The sequence below is a fragment of the Nocardioides ultimimeridianus genome (genome assembly GCF_054777895.1).
Genome location: NZ_BAAHAB010000022.1, coordinates 19,905 through 34,631, shown reverse-complemented (window position 1 = coordinate 34,631; position 14,727 = coordinate 19,905). Strand labels below are relative to the sequence as shown.

Here is a 14,727-nt window from a genome sequence, read left to right as displayed (position 1 = left end):
CGCCAACTCTAGAGGTTCGCCCTGACGTGGACCCGCCGCCACGTCAGACCGGCACCCTGGAACAATCTTTGCCATGTCGACCGGCATCCCGGCGGGCGAGCACGCCCGTGAGGCCTCGCCGTACCTCGAGCTCGACCGCGCCACCTGGGCCGCGCTCGCGCACGAGACCGAGAGCCCCATCACGGCCGAGGAGCTCGCCAAGCTGCGCGGTCTCGGCGAGGCGATCGACCTGCGCGAGATCGTGGAGGTCTACCTGCCGCTGTCCCGGATGCTCAGCCTGTACGTCGAGGCCGCGGGCAGCCTCTACCGCGAGCAGCAGTCCTTCCTGCACGGCCACGCGGGGGTCCGCACGCCGTTCGTGATCGGCCTGGCGGGCTCGGTGGCGGCCGGCAAGTCGACCACCGCGCGCGTGCTGCAGCAGATGCTCGCGCGCTGGCCGGAGCACCCGAAGGTCGCGCTCGTGACCACCGACGGCTTCCTGCACCCCAACGCCGAGCTCGCGCGGCGCGGGCTGATGGAGCGCAAGGGCTTCCCGGAGTCCTATGACCGGCGCGCGCTGATGAAGTTCGTGGTCGACATCAAGTCGGGCAAGGAGGAGGTCGACGCGCCGGTCTACTCCCACCTGGTGTACGACGTCGTTCCCGACCAGCGGATCACCATCCACAGCCCCGACATCGTCATCATCGAGGGCCTCAACGTGCTCCAGCCCGCGCGCGTGCGCGAGGACGGGCGGACCGGGCTGGCGATCTCGGACTTCTTCGACTTCTCGATCTTCGTCGACGCGGCCGTGCCCGACATCCGCGAGTGGTACGTCGACCGCTTCCTCCGCCTGCGCGAGACGGCCTTCCGCGACCCCGACTCCTACTTCGCCAAGTACGCCGCCCTCTCCCACGACACCTCGGTCGACGAGGCGCGCCGGATCTGGGACACCATCAACGGCCCCAACCTGGAGCAGAACGTCCTCCCGACCCGCTCCCGGGCCCGGCTGGTGCTGCGCAAGGAGTCGGACCACTCGGTCCGCTACGTCCGGGTCCGCCGCATCTGAGGGTCGTCAGGTTGAGACCGGTCTGGAGGCCGGCCACGACCTGACGACCTCACAGGGCCAGCCGCTCCCGCACCACGAGCGCGAGGTCGTCCGCCACGGCCTGGGCCTGCTCCGCGGTCGGCGCCTCCACCATCACCCGCACGAGTGGCTCGGTGCCCGAGGGGCGCAGCAGGATCCGGCCCCGGCCGCCCAGCGACGCCTCGGCCTCGCCCACCGCGGCGGCGAGTGCCTCGTCGGCGGCGCACCGGTCCTTGTCGACGCCCGCCACGTTGACGAGCACCTGCGGCAGCCGGGTCATCACCCCGGCGAGGTCGGCGATCGTGCGGCCGGTGGCGACCATCCGGAACAGCACCTGCAGCGCGGTGAGGATCCCGTCGCCGGTGGTGGCGTGGTCGCTCAGGATGACGTGGCCGGACTGCTCGCCGCCGAGCGAGAAGCCGCCGGCCTTCATGGCCTCGAGGACGTAGCGGTCGCCGACCGCGGTCTGCCGCACGACCAGCCCCGCCGCCGTCATGGCCTGCACGAAGCCCAGGTTCGACATCACCGTCGCCACGATCGTGTCGTCGATCAGGCGGCCCTGCTCACGCAGCGAGAGGGCGAGGACGGCCAGGATCTGGTCGCCGTCGACGATCTCGCCGGAGGCGTCCACCGCCAGGCATCGGTCGGCATCGCCGTCGAGGGCGAAGCCGACGTCGGCGCCGTGCTCGAGGACCGCCTTCTGCAGCACCTCGAGGTGGGTGGAGCCGCAGCCGTCGTTGATGTTGAGCCCGTCCGGCTCGGCGCAGATCGCGACCACGTCGAGGCCCGCGTCGCGCAGCGCCCGCGGGCCGGCCACGGACGCGGCCCCGTTGGCGCAGTCGAGCACGACCCGCAGCGGCCGCTCGCCGGTCGCCGGGCCGAGGTCGCCGACGCTGGCGACCAGGTGGGCGGCGTACTCCTCGATCGCGGTGGGGTGCGGGCGGACCCGCCCCACCTCGGCACCGGTCGGCCGCTCCCACGGCTCGCGCAGACGTGCCTCGATCGCGTCCTCGATGGCGTCGTCCAGCTTCACCCCGCCGCGCGCCAGGAACTTGATCCCGTTGTCGGGCATCGCGTTGTGCGAGGCGGACAGCACCACGCCGAGGTCGGCGCCGAGCGACGCGGTCAGGTGGGCGACGCCGGGCGTCGGGATCTCACCGAGCAGCAGCACGTCGACCCCGGCCGAGGCCAGCCCCGCCACCACGGCGGCCTCGAGGAACTGCCCGGAGATGCGGGTGTCCCGGCCGACGACGGCCAGCGGGCGGTGCCCGTCGAAGGTGCCCCGCTCGGCCAGCACGTGGGCCGCCGCCACGGACAGGTCCAGCGCCAGCTCGGCCGTCACGTCGGTGTTGGCCAGTCCGCGGACCCCGTCGGTCCCGAAGATGCGCGCCACAGTTCTCCAATCTAGAGCTCGCGTAGGAGCCAGAGTGACCTATCGGTCACGCTCACACCTACGCGACGGAAAAGGCAGCAGGGCCACCACCGCGAACGGAGGTGGCCCTGCTGGCAATGAGTCCCGGAGGACGATCAGCGCTTGCTGTACTGCGGGGCCTTGCGGGCCTTCTTGAGACCGGCCTTCTTGCGCTCGGTCGCGCGGGCGTCGCGGGTCAGCAGGCCGGCCTTCTTCAGGGTCGGCCGGTAGCCCTCGACGTCGATCTCGTTGAGCGAGCGGGCCACGCCGAGGCGCAGGGCGCCGGCCTGGCCGGTGATGCCGCCGCCGTGGATGCGGGCGATGACGTCGAAGCGGCCCTCGAGGCCGAGAGCCGAGAACGGCTCGTTGACGACCTGCTGGTGCAGCTTGTTCGGGAAGTAGTCCTCGATGGTCCGGCCGTTGATGGTCCAGACGCCGGTGCCGGGGACGATGCGGACGCGGGCGACGGCCTCCTTGCGGCGGCCGGTCGCGGCACCCGGGGCGATCGTCGCGGGGCGCGAGGGCGTGTCGGCGGAGGGGCTGGACTCGCTGGTGTAGGCGAGGCCCTGCTCGTCGGTCTCGAAGGTCTCCTCGACCTCGGTGCTGTTCTCAGTCATGTGTCTGATCCTCGAAGTCGATTACTGGGAGATCTGCGTGATCTCGAAGGGGACGGCCTGCTGGGCCTGGTGCGGGTGGGCCGGGCCGGTGTAGACCTTCAGCTTCTTGATGATCTGACGACCGAGACGGTTCTTGGGGAGCATGCCCCAGACAGCAGCCTCGATGGCCTTGCGCGCGTCCTTGTCGATGACCTGGCCGATCGGGGTGGCCGTGAGGCCGCCCGGGTAGCCGGAGTGCCGGTAGACCATCTTGTTGGTGCGCTTGTTGCCGGAGAGGGCGACCTTCTCGGCGTTGATGACGATGACGTAGTCACCGGTGTCGGCGTTCGGGGCGTAGATCGCCTTGTGCTTGCCGCGCAGGAGGTTGGCCGCGGTGACGGCGAGACGGCCGAGGATGACATCCTCGGCGTCGATCACGAGCCACTGACGCTCGACGTCAGCCGGCTTCGGAGCATACGTACGCATGGAGAGACCATTTCGTTCGTGTCGGACCCCGTCCAGGGCTCTGGCCGGAGGCATCTTCTGACGAACACTGCTCCCGGCCAGCCGGCGGGGAGACTGCCCTCACGTGTGAGAGCGGCAGGAGACGCAGCAAGCAGAGTACGGCGGCGCGGAGGCGCCGGCCAAATCTCGGCACGAGCCATTCTTCGGGACACCGGGTTATCGCGGTGTGACCTCGCCGACTACGGTGGCAAGCGTGACTGAAACTCTCACCGTTCGCGACAACCGCACCGGAGCGGAGTACGAGATCCCGATCGTCGACGGCACCATCCGCGCCGCCGACCTGGGCCAGATCAGGACGGCTGAGGACCAGCCTGGCATCGCCACCTACGACCCGGGGTTCGTCAACACCGCTTCCTGCCGCAGCGCCGTCACCTTCATCGACGGCGACAAGGGCATCCTGGAGTACCGCGGGTACCCCATCGAGCAGCTGGCCGAGAAGTCGACCTTCCTCGAGGTGGCCTACCTGCTCATCTACGGCGAGCTGCCCACCAAGGAGCAGTTCGACGCCTGGGTGCACGAGATCACCTACCACACCTACGTGCACGAGAACGTCAAGGGCTTCATGCAGGGCTTCCGGTACGACGCCCACCCGATGGGCATGCTGATGGCCTCCGTCGGCGCGCTGTCCACGTTCTACCCGGAGTCGGGCAACATCGCCGACCCCGACAACCGGCACCTGCAGATCGTGCGGATGATCGCCAAGATGCCGACCCTCGGCGCCTGGGCCTTCCGGCACGCGCAGGGCAAGCCGTACATCTACCCGGACAACGAGCTGTCCTACACCGAGAACTTCCTCTCGATGCTGTTCAAGATGAGCGAGGCCCGCTACCAGGCCGACCCGCGCATCTCGAAGGCGCTCGACACCCTCTTCATCCTGCACGCCGACCACGAGCAGAACTGCTCGACCAACGCGGTGCGCTCGGTGGGCTCCTCGCAGGTCGACCCGTACTCCGCGGTCGCGGCCGGCGTCGGCGCCCTCTACGGCCCGCTGCACGGCGGCGCCAACGAGGCCGTGCTGAAGATGCTGCGCCGGATCGGCTCGGTCGAGAACATCCCCGCGTTCATCGAGGGCGTCAAGGCCGGCAACGAGCGGCTGATGGGCTTCGGCCACCGGGTCTACAAGAACTTCGACCCGCGCGCCAAGATCATCAAGAAGGCCTGCGACGACGTCTTCGAGGTCACCGGGGTCAACCCGCTCCTGGCCGTGGCCAAGGAGCTGGAGAAGATCGCGCTCGAGGACGAGTACTTCATCAAGCGCAAGCTCTACCCCAACGTCGACTTCTACTCGGGCCTGATCTACGAGGCGCTCCAGTTCCCGCCGGAGATGTTCACCGTCCTGTTCGCCATCGGGCGTACGCCGGGGTGGCTGGCGCAGTGGCTCGAGCTCACCACCGACAAGGAGCAGAAGATCGCGCGCCCCAAGCAGATCTACACGGGTGACCGCGGCCTGACCTTCGTCCCGCGCGAGGAGCGCTGGGCCTGAGCCCTCGACCTCCCATGACGACCCCCGACACGTCCGCCGTGTCGGGGGTCGTCTGGGATTTCGGGAACGTCCTGATCCGCTGGGAGCCGCGGCGCGCGGTCGCGGCGGGGGTCGGCGAGGCCGAGGCCGACCGCTTCCTGTCGGGCTACGACTTCGCCGCGTGGAACCACTCCTGCGACGCCGGCGGCACGTGGACCGACGCGTTGGCCCGGCTCGAGCGGGAGACGCCGCAGTGGCTGGCGCACGGCCGGGCCTACGTCGACAACTTCCCCGCCTCGCTGGCCGGGCCGGTCCCGGGCACCCACGCGCTGGTGCGGGCGCTGCATGCGGCCGGGGTGCCGCAGGTCGGCCTGACGAACTGGTCGCACGAGCTCTACCCGATCGCCCCGGCGACGTACGACGTGATCGGGCTGCTCGACGACGTGGTCGTCTCCGGCACCGAGGGCGTGGCGAAGCCGGACCCGGCGGTCTACCGGATCGCGGCCGAGCGGGCCGGGCTGGCGCCGGACCGGCTGGTCTTCGTCGACGACGGCCCGGGGAACGTGGCGGCCGCCCGCGAGCTGGGCTTCCACGCGTTCGTGTTCACCGACGCGGCGTCGTTGCGGGCGGACCTGCGCGGGCTGGGCCTGCCGGTCTGATCCGCCGGCTCAGGCGGCAGCGGCCGGCCGGCGCTCGAGGCGGCGTACGTCCGGCAGCGCGAACGGGACGACCTCGGCCACCAGCATCGCGCCGACGACGACCAGCAGCCAGGTCCGGTCGCCGACCAGGGCGGCCATCGGGCCGGTGAGCGCCAGCCCGAGCGGCCGGGCGAGGAACGAGCCGAGCTGGTCGAAGGAGTAGACCCGCGCCAGCATCCGCTCCGGCACGTTCTCCTGGATCGCGAGGTCCCAGCCGACGCTGAAGATCTCCAGCCCGAAGCCGTGCAGGGCGGCGCCGAGCACCACGACCCACGCCTGGTCCGACAGCGCCATGGCGAGCGGGAAGCAGACCGTCAGCAGCAGCCCGAGCTCGCCGGCGAGCAGGATCCGGCGCGGGCGCCAGACCAGGCTCAGCAGGCCGCCCGCCAGGAAGCCGGCCATCATCGCCGCGAGGGCGTAGCCCCAGGCCGCGGGACCCGCGCGGCCACCGACGACCACCGGGCCGAGCACGCCCTGCGCACCGCCGAAGAACAGGTGGTAGATCAGCGCCATCGCGATCAGCGACCACAGCCACGAGTGCCGCATGACCTCGCTGAGACCCTCGCGCGCCTCGGTCAGGAAGCGGCTCGGCGCGGCATCCTCGTCACGCACCCGCGGGACGCGGATCAGCAGGAAGCACGCCGCGGCGACCAGGAAGGTGGCCGCGTCGACCGCCACCGCGCCGCCCGGCTCGATCCACTCCACCAGCAGGCCGGCCGCGCCCGCCCCCACGATCCGGGCCACGTTCTGGCTGAGCCGGCTGACCGTGATCCCGGTGCGCAGCAGGCCCGTCGGCACGGTCTGCGGCAGGATCGCCTGCGTGCTCGGCCCGGCGAGCGAGCCCAGCGCTCCGATGAGCGCACCGGCGACGCCGAGGTACGCGATGGTCGCCCAGTCCATCAGCAGGGCCACGGCGACGCTCACCTGGACCAGTCCCGCACCCGCGTTGGACAGGCGCATCAGCACGGTCCGCGGCAGGCGGTCGCCGAGGACGCCGCCGGCCATCACGGCCAGCAGGTCGGCCAGCGCGTACGCCGCCACGACCAGCCCCAGGTCGGTCGCGCTGCCACCGAGGTCGAGGACCGCGAAGGCCAGCGCCACCGGCGAGATCGAGTTGCCGAGGCTGTTGATCGTCGTACCGACCAGGAGCCAGCGGTACGCCGGCAGGCCGGCCAGGCCGCTCCGCGCGGCGCTCACGCGGAGGTGAGGGCGGCGTGCTCGACCTCCAGGAGGGAGTCGGCGTGCCGCTCGGCCTCGAACGCGGCGTGCCCGCCCCGGACGCCGAACAGCCGCTTGGACCAGACCAGGTAGACGACGGCCGCGATGTTGACGAGGAACGCGACCACCTTGAGCCAGGTCGCGCCCTCGACCAGCTCGTAGACCTCCAGCGGGATGAAGATCGAGGTGCCGATGACGGCGACGTACTCGCCCCAGCGCCTCATCAGCCACAGGCCGGTCGCCTCGGTGAGCTGCAGGACGCCGTAGGCCAGGACGCCGATCATCACCCAGATCAGGGTGGTGTGGTGCAGGCTCAGGGCCTTCTCGATCAGCTTGACCGGGCCGGTGGTCTGCAGGTCGATGCCGAGCTTGGTCGCGAGCGGCCGGAGCAGCGGCAGGTAGGTGTCGAAGGTCTGCTGCAGCGAGGTCTTCGAGCCGTCGAAGCGGTGGATGCCGTAGGCGAGGATCACCAGCAGCAGGCCGCGCACCCCGCGCTCGACGGCGAGGGCGCGCAGGATCGCGGCGTCCTTGAGCGCCTTGCCACGCAGCACGATCGGCGCCTCGTCGGCCGGTCCCGTGGCGGACGGCTCCCCGACGACGAAGGCCTCGCAGCGCAGGCATCGCCACGCCTCCCCCGCCGCCGTCTCGGTGTGCAGCCGGGCCGCCAGCGACTCCTCGGTCGGGCGGTAGGTGACGTGGCCGTGGAGCCCGCACGAGCGGGTGCTCCAGTCGAAGGCCTTGAAGGGGGTCGTGCGCATGGCGCCAGCATGCCCTGCGGGCGGGCGACTATGCCGGATAGGGCGGGAGAGCCGTGTCGTAGAGCCAGGGCCGCAGCAGGTCGGCGACGTCGACGCCGGTCCGGGTCGTGGCGAAGGAGAGGAAGTCCTCGGTGGTGACCGACCAGCCGGCGTACTCCTCGACCCAGGCCGCGAGCAGGTCGAAGAACTCCTCGTCGCCGATGGTTCGGCGCAGGGCGTGCAGGGTGAGCGCGCCGCGCTTGTAGATGCGGTCGTCGAACATGTCGGCGGGGCCGGGGTCGGCGAGCACCACGTCCTGGTCGGCCTCGCCGAGCCGCTGGTGATGGTGCTGGGCCCACTCCTCGGTGGTGCGCGGGCCGCCGGACTCCTCGGAGTAGAGCCACTCGGCGTAGCAGGCGAAGCCCTCGTGCAGCCAGATGTCCTGCCAGCGCGCGAGGGTCACCGCGTTGCCGAACCACTGGTGCGCGAGCTCGTGCGCGATCAGCCGCACATGGGACCACTCGGTCGAGCAGAAGTTCGCGCCGAAGGTCGCCAGGCCCTGGCTCTCCAGCGGGATCTCGAGGTCGTCCTCGGTGACGACGGCGGTGTAGGAGGTGAACGGGTACGGGCCGAAGAGCCGCTCGAAGCAGGCCATCATGGCGGGCTGCTGGTCGAAGCAGCCGGCGAGGTCGGCGTCGGGGGTGGCGACGGTCCGGGTCGGCGCGCCGGGCTGGTCGCCGGCGGGGTGCTCGCGGACGACGTACCTCCCGATCTGCACGGTGGCGAGGTACGTCGCCATCGGCCGGTCCATCTCATAGACCCAGGTCTCGTAGCTGCCGCCGCGCTTGCGGGAGGTCAGCTCGCCGTTGGCGACGACCGTGTAGCCGGCCGGTGCGGCCAGCTCGATCCGATAGGTGGCCTTGTCGTCGGGGCGGTCGTTGCAGGGGAACCAGGTCGGCGATCCGTGCGGCTGGGCGGCCACGATGACGCCGTCCTCGAGCTCCTCCCACCCGGCGTCGCCGTGCCGCTCGTCGATGGTCGGGCGCGGGTTGCCGGAGTAGCGGATGGTCGCGGTGATCTCGGTGCCCGCGGGGACGCCGTCGGCGAGGTCCAGCACCAGCCGGTCCTGTCGCTGCGAGAACTTCTTCAACCGCGCCCCGGCCAGCCGCACCTTGGCGACCTTGAGGCCGGCCAGGTCGAGCACCAGCCGGCGGGTGCCCTCGAGGGTCTCGATCGTGAGCGTCGCGGTGGCGTCGAGGCGGTTGCCCTCGACGCTGTAGCCCAGGTCGAGGTCGTAGTGGTGGACGGCGAAGCTGCGGTCGCCGTGGCCGGGCAGGTAGTCGTCGGCGGTGGGGAGCATCAGACGGTGGGCGCCTGGTCGGACTGCTCGGCCGGCTCGTCGAGCCACGGCGCGATCGGGTTGCCGATCCAACGGGTCTTGTCGGGCACCGTCTCGCCCCTCATCACCAACGACACCGGACCGACCGTAGCGTGCTTGCCCACGACCGCCGCGGGCAGGATCACCGAGTTGGGGCCGAGGGTCGCGCCACGGCGCACCCGGACGGTGTCGGTGGCGAGCAGCCGGTCGTGGAACAGATGGGTCTGGACCACGCTCCCCTGGTTCACGGTGGCGCCGTCTCCGAGCTCGACCAGGTCGGGCTCGGGCAGCCAGTAGGTCTCGCACCAGACCCCTCGGCCGATCCGCGCGCCCATGGCCCGGAACCACAGGTTGAGCAGCGGCGAGCCCGTCGCGATGCCGGCGAACCACGGCGTCGCCACCGACTCCACGAAGGTGTCGGCCAGCTCGTTGCGCCACACGAACGAGCTCCACAGCGGGTGTCGGCCCTCGCGGACCCGGCCCACCAGCAGCCACTTCGCGAGGACCGCGGAGGCGGCCGCGGCCATGCCGGCCAGCACCAGCGCCAGGCCGAGCGCCACGAGCGCAAGGACGCCGCCGGTCAGCCCGTGCCGGCCGGCCGCGGCCAGCGCGGCGAGCACCACGCCGGCGTACAGGGCGAGGGAGAGGGCGACCGGAAGGATCCTGGCCAGCTCCCAGCACGCGCGGGCCACCTTGAGCCGCGCCGGGGGCGCGTAGGTGCGCTCGTCCGCCGATTCCTGGGCGGTACGCCGGAGCTCGGCCGGCGGGCTGCCGAGCCAGCTCGCGCCGGGGGTCGTCGTCTTGCGGTTCGGGGCCAGCGACAGCACGGCCACGAGCGAGCGCTTGGGCACCTTGCGACCGGGCGCGGCCATCGCCGAGTTGCCGACGAACGCCCGCTTGCCGACCTTGACCCGCTCGGCGCGCAGCCAGCCGCCGCCGAGCTCGTAGCCGCCGATCAGGGTGTCGTCGGCGAGGAACGCCTGCGCGCCGACCTGGGTGAGGCTCGGGATCATCAGGACGGTCGACGCCTCGACGTCCTTGCCGATCCTCGCGCCGAGCAGCCGCAGCCAGTGCGGCGTCAGCTGCGAGGAGTAGAGCGGGAACAGCCAGGTGCGGGCCTCGTCGAGCACCCGCATCGTGGCCCACACCCGCAGCGCGCCGAGGCTGCGCACCGGGTGGGCACCCGGCTGCAGGCCGACGCCCGCGACGCGGACCACGAGCACGATCAGCCAGGCCAGCACGACCATGCCGAGCAGCGCACCGGGCACCAGCCAGATCGCGGCGATGCGGACCAGGTCGCCGACGTCGTCGCCCGGGCCGGAGGCCGCCAGGGCGATCGAGCCGACGGCCGCCGCGGCGATGCCGGGCAGCGATCCGAGGAGGGCGGCCACGGCGGCGTACAGGACGACCCAGGCGCGGCTCGACGCCGGGCGCTCCGCCCAGGGGCCGCGGGCGGCCGAGGAGGCGCGGGTGGCCGGGGCTCCCGACCAGAACTCCCCCGCCGGCACCTGCCCGAAGACGGCCGAGCCGGGTGCGACCTCCGCCTCGTCGCCGATCCGGGCGCCGGGGCAGAGCATGGAGCGGGTGCCGACCCGGGCGTCGCGCCCGATCCGGACCTCGCCCACCACGAGCCGGTCGCCGTCGACCCAGTGCCCGGAGAGGTCGACCTCGGGCTCGACCGAGGCGCCCCGGCCGATCCGGAGCAGCCCGGTGACGGGCGGCAGCGAGTGCAGGTCGGCATGCCGGCCGACCTTGGCGCCGAGGAGACGCGCGTACCAGGTGATGTACGGCGCTCCCGCGAGCCCGGTCGCGCCGAGCTCGTCGCCGATCCGCTCGGCCGCCCACAGCCGCAGGTGCACCTTGCCTCCGCGCGGATAGGTGCCCGGGCCGATGCCGTTGAGCACGAGCCGGATCAGGCCCGCTGCCAGCAGCATCCGCCCCCACGGGCTGATGAACAGCAGCAGGGCGGGGGCCAGCAGCCACCACGACGCGGCCGGCAGCCAGGTGGCGTGGTGCAGGTCGTGGACGACGTGCGCCGCCACGAAGGTCCAGGTCGCCAGGCGGGGCACCGCGAGCAGCCGGATGGCGGGCACCGCCAGGGCCTGGCCCAGCTGGGTCTTGCGCGGGATCGGGGCGACCGACCGGTCCTGCTCGGCCAGCGCCATGCCCCCGAGGGTGTCGAGGTAGCCGGCCAGGCCGGCGACCGTCGGGTGCTCGTAGAGGTCGGCGACGACGAGCTCGGGGTAGTCGGCCCGCAGCATCGTCACCACCTGCGCGGCGGTGAGGCTGCCGCCGCCGAGGTTGAAGAAGTCGTCGCCGGGAGCGGTCGGGGCGGCGCCGATGGCGAGCTCCCACACCTGGGCGATCCGGGCCTGGACACCGTGGAAGCCCGCTGCGCCCGTGTCGCCGGTCGGCAGCGGCCAGGGCAGTGCGTCGCGGTCCACCTTCCCCGAGGTGCGGGTGGGGATGTCGTCGACGACCGCCAGCCGCGGCACCAGGGCAGCGGGCATGGTGGCGCGGAGGTGGGCGGTGGCGGCAGCGGCGTCGTACTGCTCGGTGGTGGCGAGGTAGCCGACCAGGAGCTGGTTGCCGGTGGCGCTGCGGCGTACGGCGGCCGCCGCGCCGGTCACGCCGGGAAGTGCCAGCAGGGCCGAGTCGATCTCGCCGAGCTCGATCCGGCGCCCGCCGAGCTTGACCTGGTCGTCGGCGCGGCCGCCGAACAGCAGGCCGGCGGGGTCCTTCACCACGATGTCGCCCGAGCGGTAGGCCCGCTCCCAGCCGAGGGTCGGCATCGGCGCGTACTTCTCGGCGTCCTTGGCCGGGTCGAGGTAGCGGGCCAGGCCCACGCCGCCGATGATCAGCTCGCCGCGCTCCCCGTCGGCCACGGGGTTCCCGGCCGGATCGACGACCTCGAGGTCCCACCCGGCGAGCGGCAGCCCGATCCGGACCGGTCCGGTCCCGTCGACGAGCGCCCCGCAGGCGACCACGGTCGCCTCGGTCGGGCCGTAGGTGTTCCACACCTCGCGGCCCTCGCGCGGCAGCCGCGCCGCCAGCTCCGGCGGCAGTGCCTCGCCGCCCAGGATCAGCAGCCGCACCCGGTCGATCGCCTCGTCGGGCCACAGGCTGATCAGCGTCGGGACCGTCGAGACGACGGTGATCTCGTTGGCGGCCAGCCACGGTCCGGCATCCACACCGCTGCGGACCAGGGTGCGCGGCGCGGGCACCAGGCAGGCGCCGTACCGCCACGCCAGCCACATCTCCTCGCAGCTCGCATCGAACGCGACGGAGAGCCCGGCCATCACCCGGTCGCCGGGGCCGACGGGTGCGTCGACGAGGAACATCAGCGACTCGGCGTCCACGAAGGCGGCCGCGTTGCGGTGCCGGACGGCCACGCCCTTCGGCGTACCGGTCGAGCCGGAGGTGAAGATGATCCAGGCGTCGTCGTCGAGGTCCGGCCCGGTGACCGCGTCCAGGGGCGCACGACCCGCGGCGCCGCGCACCTCGATCGCCAGGCCGGACGTGATCAGGGCAGCCACGTCGGCCTCGCCGAAGACCAGGCGCGCCCGCTCCTCCGGGTCGTCGGCGTCGACCGGCACGTACGCCGCCCCGGCGAACAGCACGCCCATGATCGCCACGTAGAGGTCGGTCGTCCCTGACGCGAGCCGTACGCCGACGCGGTCGCCCCGCCCGATCCCGAGCTCCGCGAGCTCGCCCGCGACGGTCTCGGCCGCCTCGGTGAACTCCGCATAGGTGACCGCGTCCGCGCCGCTGTCGAGCGCCATCGCGTCCGGGTGCTGCGCGACCGTGGCCCGGAAGATGTCGACCAGGGTGCGGGGCAGGGGCGCCTCGGCGGCGCGCAACAACGGGGATGACACGTGAGCATCCAAGTCGACGCAGGTGAACGGACGGCGACCGGCACCCGCTCGGGCCGGAGACATGACCCTGTGGTCTGGGACACAATCGGCACGTGACCACCGTCGAGCCGACCACCGCGCCCACCGTCCCGTTCGGCGACCCGCCCACGCCGCGGCTGATGTCGGACCGGGCGCTGCACTGGGCGGCCACGACCCCCGATGCGGAGGCGATGACCTACCTGGGCCGCACCTGGACCTGGGCGGAGTGGGGCGAGCGGATCCGCCGGGCCGTGGCCGGGCTGCGCGCGCTCGGGATCGGCCATGGCGACGTCGTCTCGTTCCTCGACAAGAACCATCCCGCGTGCGTCGAGATCTCGATGGCGGCCGGCTACCTCGGCGCGGCCAACGCGATCATCAACTGGCGCTCCAGCCCCGACGAGGTCGAGTACGCCGTCAACGACTGCGGCGCGAAGGTGCTCTTCGTGGGGGCCGAGCTGATGCCGGCCATCGCGGCGGTGCGCGACCGGCTTCCCGGCGTACGCCAGGTGGTCGAGGTGACGCCGGACGGTGCCGACGGGTGCGGCTACGAGGCGTTCCTGGCGGGCGTGGAGCCGGAGACCGGCGAGTCCGCGACCGACCCGCACGACACCTGCCTGGTGATGTACTCCTCGGGCACCACGGGCCGGCCCAAGGGCGTGATGCTGACCCACGACAACATGGTCAGCCACACCCGCAACGGCCACCACGGCTGGGCGTTCGACCCCGGCGACAAGTCGATGGTCGCCATGCCGCTGTTCCACGTCGGCGGGTCGTCGTACGTGCTCTTCGGCATCAACGACGGCGTGCCGTCGATCATGACCCGCGAGCCGGACGCCGCCTCGCTCGCCGGGGCGATCATGGCCGGCGCGAACCGCACCTTCCTGGTGCCCGCAGTGCTCGCGCAGGTGCTCGGTGCGGGCGGCGACGCCGTCGCGCTGTTCGGGGCGCTGAAGTCCTACACGTACGGCGCCGCCCCGATGCCGCCGCCGCTGCTGCGCGCCGCCATGCAGGCCTGGCCCGGCACCGACTTCATCCAGGTCTACGGACTCACCGAGGTGTCCGGTGTCGCCACCGAGCTGCTCGCGGAGGACCACCGGACCGCCGTCGCGGGCGACCGGCCCGAGCGGCTGCTCTCGGCCGGGCGGCCGCTGCCGGAGTGCGAGCTCCGCATCGTCGATCCCGCGACCCTGCGCGACCTGCCCACCGGCGAGTCCGGTGAGGTGTGGCTGCGGACCCCGCAGCTGATGAAGGGCTACCTGGGCAAGCCCGAGGCGACCGCGGAGGTCATCACCGACGACGGCTGGTTCCGCTCCGGTGACATCGGCCACCTCGACGCGGACGGCTACCTCTACGTCTCGGACCGGCTCAAGGACATGATCATCACCGGCGGCGAGAACGTGTACTCGCCCGAGGTGGAGCGGGTGCTGGCCGAGCACCCGGCGGTGGCGGAGGTCGCCGTCATCGGCGTACCGGACCCGAAGTGGGGTGAGTCGGTGAAGGCCGTGGTCGCCCTCCGCCCCGGGACCGAGGCGAGCGAGACCGAGCTGGTGGAGTTCTGCCGCGAGCGGCTCGCGCACTTCAAGTGCCCCAAGACCGTCGACATCGTCGCCGCGCTCCCCCGCAACCCGACCGGGAAGATCTTGAAGAAGGACCTGCGCAAGCCGTACTGGGAGGCGCAGGAGCGGCAGGTGTAAGTCTCCGCCCAAGTCTCAGGGAACCCCATCCGGAGCCTCAGGATCGGCACAG

General features: G+C 72.3%; 11 protein-coding genes. 4 read left to right on the top strand and 7 right to left on the bottom strand.

The features are described 5' to 3' along the window. Nucleotides 1-73: 73 nt before the first annotated feature. Entirely contained in the window at nt 74-1,045 is a 972-nt protein-coding gene (coaA, locus tag ACYU8V_RS19990) for a type I pantothenate kinase (RefSeq protein WP_460849870.1), read from the top strand. A 49-nt stretch (nt 1,046-1,094) separates the two neighbouring features. Here the strand turns inward: coaA and glmM are convergent, their stop codons facing one another. From glmM to rplM, 3 genes are all read right to left on the bottom strand, one after another. Then, on the bottom strand, nt 1,095-2,456 hold the full coding sequence (gene glmM, locus ACYU8V_RS19985) for a phosphoglucosamine mutase (RefSeq protein WP_460849869.1): 1,362 nt from the start codon (nt 2,454-2,456) through the stop codon (nt 1,095-1,097). A 134-nt stretch (nt 2,457-2,590) separates the two neighbouring features. Next, nucleotides 2,591-3,091, bottom strand: a complete 501-nt coding sequence (gene rpsI, locus ACYU8V_RS19980; RefSeq protein ID WP_460849868.1) for a 30S ribosomal protein S9 — start codon at nt 3,089-3,091, stop codon at nt 2,591-2,593. Between the two features lie 21 nt (nt 3,092-3,112). Further along, nucleotides 3,113-3,556, bottom strand: coding sequence for a 50S ribosomal protein L13 (rplM, locus tag ACYU8V_RS19975; RefSeq protein ID WP_460849867.1), 444 nt, complete (start codon nt 3,554-3,556; stop codon nt 3,113-3,115). A gap of 232 nt (nt 3,557-3,788) precedes the next feature. Between rplM and ACYU8V_RS19970 the strand changes: the two genes are divergently transcribed. Both ACYU8V_RS19970 and ACYU8V_RS19965 read left to right on the top strand, forming a co-directional pair. Continuing rightward, a complete protein-coding gene (locus tag ACYU8V_RS19970) occupies nt 3,789-5,078 on the top strand; it encodes a citrate synthase (protein ID WP_460849865.1) in 1,290 nt (429 codons plus the stop codon). A gap of 14 nt (nt 5,079-5,092) precedes the next feature. After that, the gene (locus ACYU8V_RS19965) at nt 5,093-5,716 is read left to right on the top strand and encodes an HAD family hydrolase (RefSeq protein WP_460849864.1); all 624 of its coding nucleotides are present in this window, start codon (nt 5,093-5,095) and stop codon (nt 5,714-5,716) included. A gap of 9 nt (nt 5,717-5,725) precedes the next feature. Here ACYU8V_RS19965 and ACYU8V_RS19960 read toward each other — a convergent pair whose 3' ends face one another. The 4 genes from ACYU8V_RS19960 to ACYU8V_RS19945 are packed head-to-tail and all read right to left on the bottom strand — an operon-like array spanning nt 5,726 to nt 12,963. Next, a complete protein-coding gene (locus tag ACYU8V_RS19960; RefSeq protein WP_460849862.1) occupies nt 5,726-6,952 on the bottom strand; it encodes an MFS transporter in 1,227 nt (408 codons plus the stop codon). After that, complete coding sequence (locus tag ACYU8V_RS19955) at nt 6,949-7,731, bottom strand: DUF2127 domain-containing protein (RefSeq protein WP_460849861.1); 783 nt, start codon at nt 7,729-7,731, stop codon at nt 6,949-6,951. Before ACYU8V_RS19955 ends, ACYU8V_RS19960 begins: the two co-directional genes overlap by 4 nt. Before the next feature lie 28 nt (nt 7,732-7,759). Then, complete coding sequence (locus ACYU8V_RS19950; RefSeq protein ID WP_460849859.1) at nt 7,760-9,070, bottom strand: M1 family metallopeptidase; 1,311 nt, start codon at nt 9,068-9,070, stop codon at nt 7,760-7,762. Then, nucleotides 9,070-12,963 carry a Pls/PosA family non-ribosomal peptide synthetase gene (locus tag ACYU8V_RS19945; protein WP_460849858.1) on the bottom strand — a complete coding sequence of 1,298 codons (3,894 nt, stop codon included), beginning with the start codon at nt 12,961-12,963 and terminating at the stop codon, nt 9,070-9,072. The genes ACYU8V_RS19950 and ACYU8V_RS19945 overlap by 1 nt, the downstream gene beginning before the upstream one ends. A 92-nt stretch (nt 12,964-13,055) precedes the next feature. Here ACYU8V_RS19945 and ACYU8V_RS19940 point away from each other — a divergent pair, with 92 nt between their 5' ends. Then, nucleotides 13,056-14,675 carry a long-chain-fatty-acid--CoA ligase gene (locus ACYU8V_RS19940; protein WP_460849857.1) on the top strand — a complete coding sequence of 540 codons (1,620 nt, stop codon included), beginning with the start codon at nt 13,056-13,058 and terminating at the stop codon, nt 14,673-14,675. The last annotated feature ends 52 nt before the right edge of the window (nt 14,676-14,727 follow it).

Bases quoted from the DNA above. Each gene is read 5' to 3' on its own strand.
- ACYU8V_RS19950 (WP_460849859.1), bottom strand. From the start codon at position 9,070: ATGCTCCCCACCGCCGACGACTACCTGCCCGGCCACGGCGACCGCAGC.
- ACYU8V_RS19965 (WP_460849864.1), top strand. From the start codon at position 5,093: ATGACGACCCCCGACACGTCCGCCGTGTCGGGGGTCGTCTGGGATTTC.
- rplM (WP_460849867.1), bottom strand. From the start codon at position 3,556: ATGCGTACGTATGCTCCGAAGCCGGCTGACGTCGAGCGTCAGTGGCTC.
- ACYU8V_RS19955 (WP_460849861.1), bottom strand. From the start codon at position 7,731: ATGCGCACGACCCCCTTCAAGGCCTTCGACTGGAGCACCCGCTCGTGC.
- rpsI (WP_460849868.1), bottom strand. From the start codon at position 3,091: ATGACTGAGAACAGCACCGAGGTCGAGGAGACCTTCGAGACCGACGAG.
- coaA (WP_460849870.1), top strand. From the start codon at position 74: ATGTCGACCGGCATCCCGGCGGGCGAGCACGCCCGTGAGGCCTCGCCG.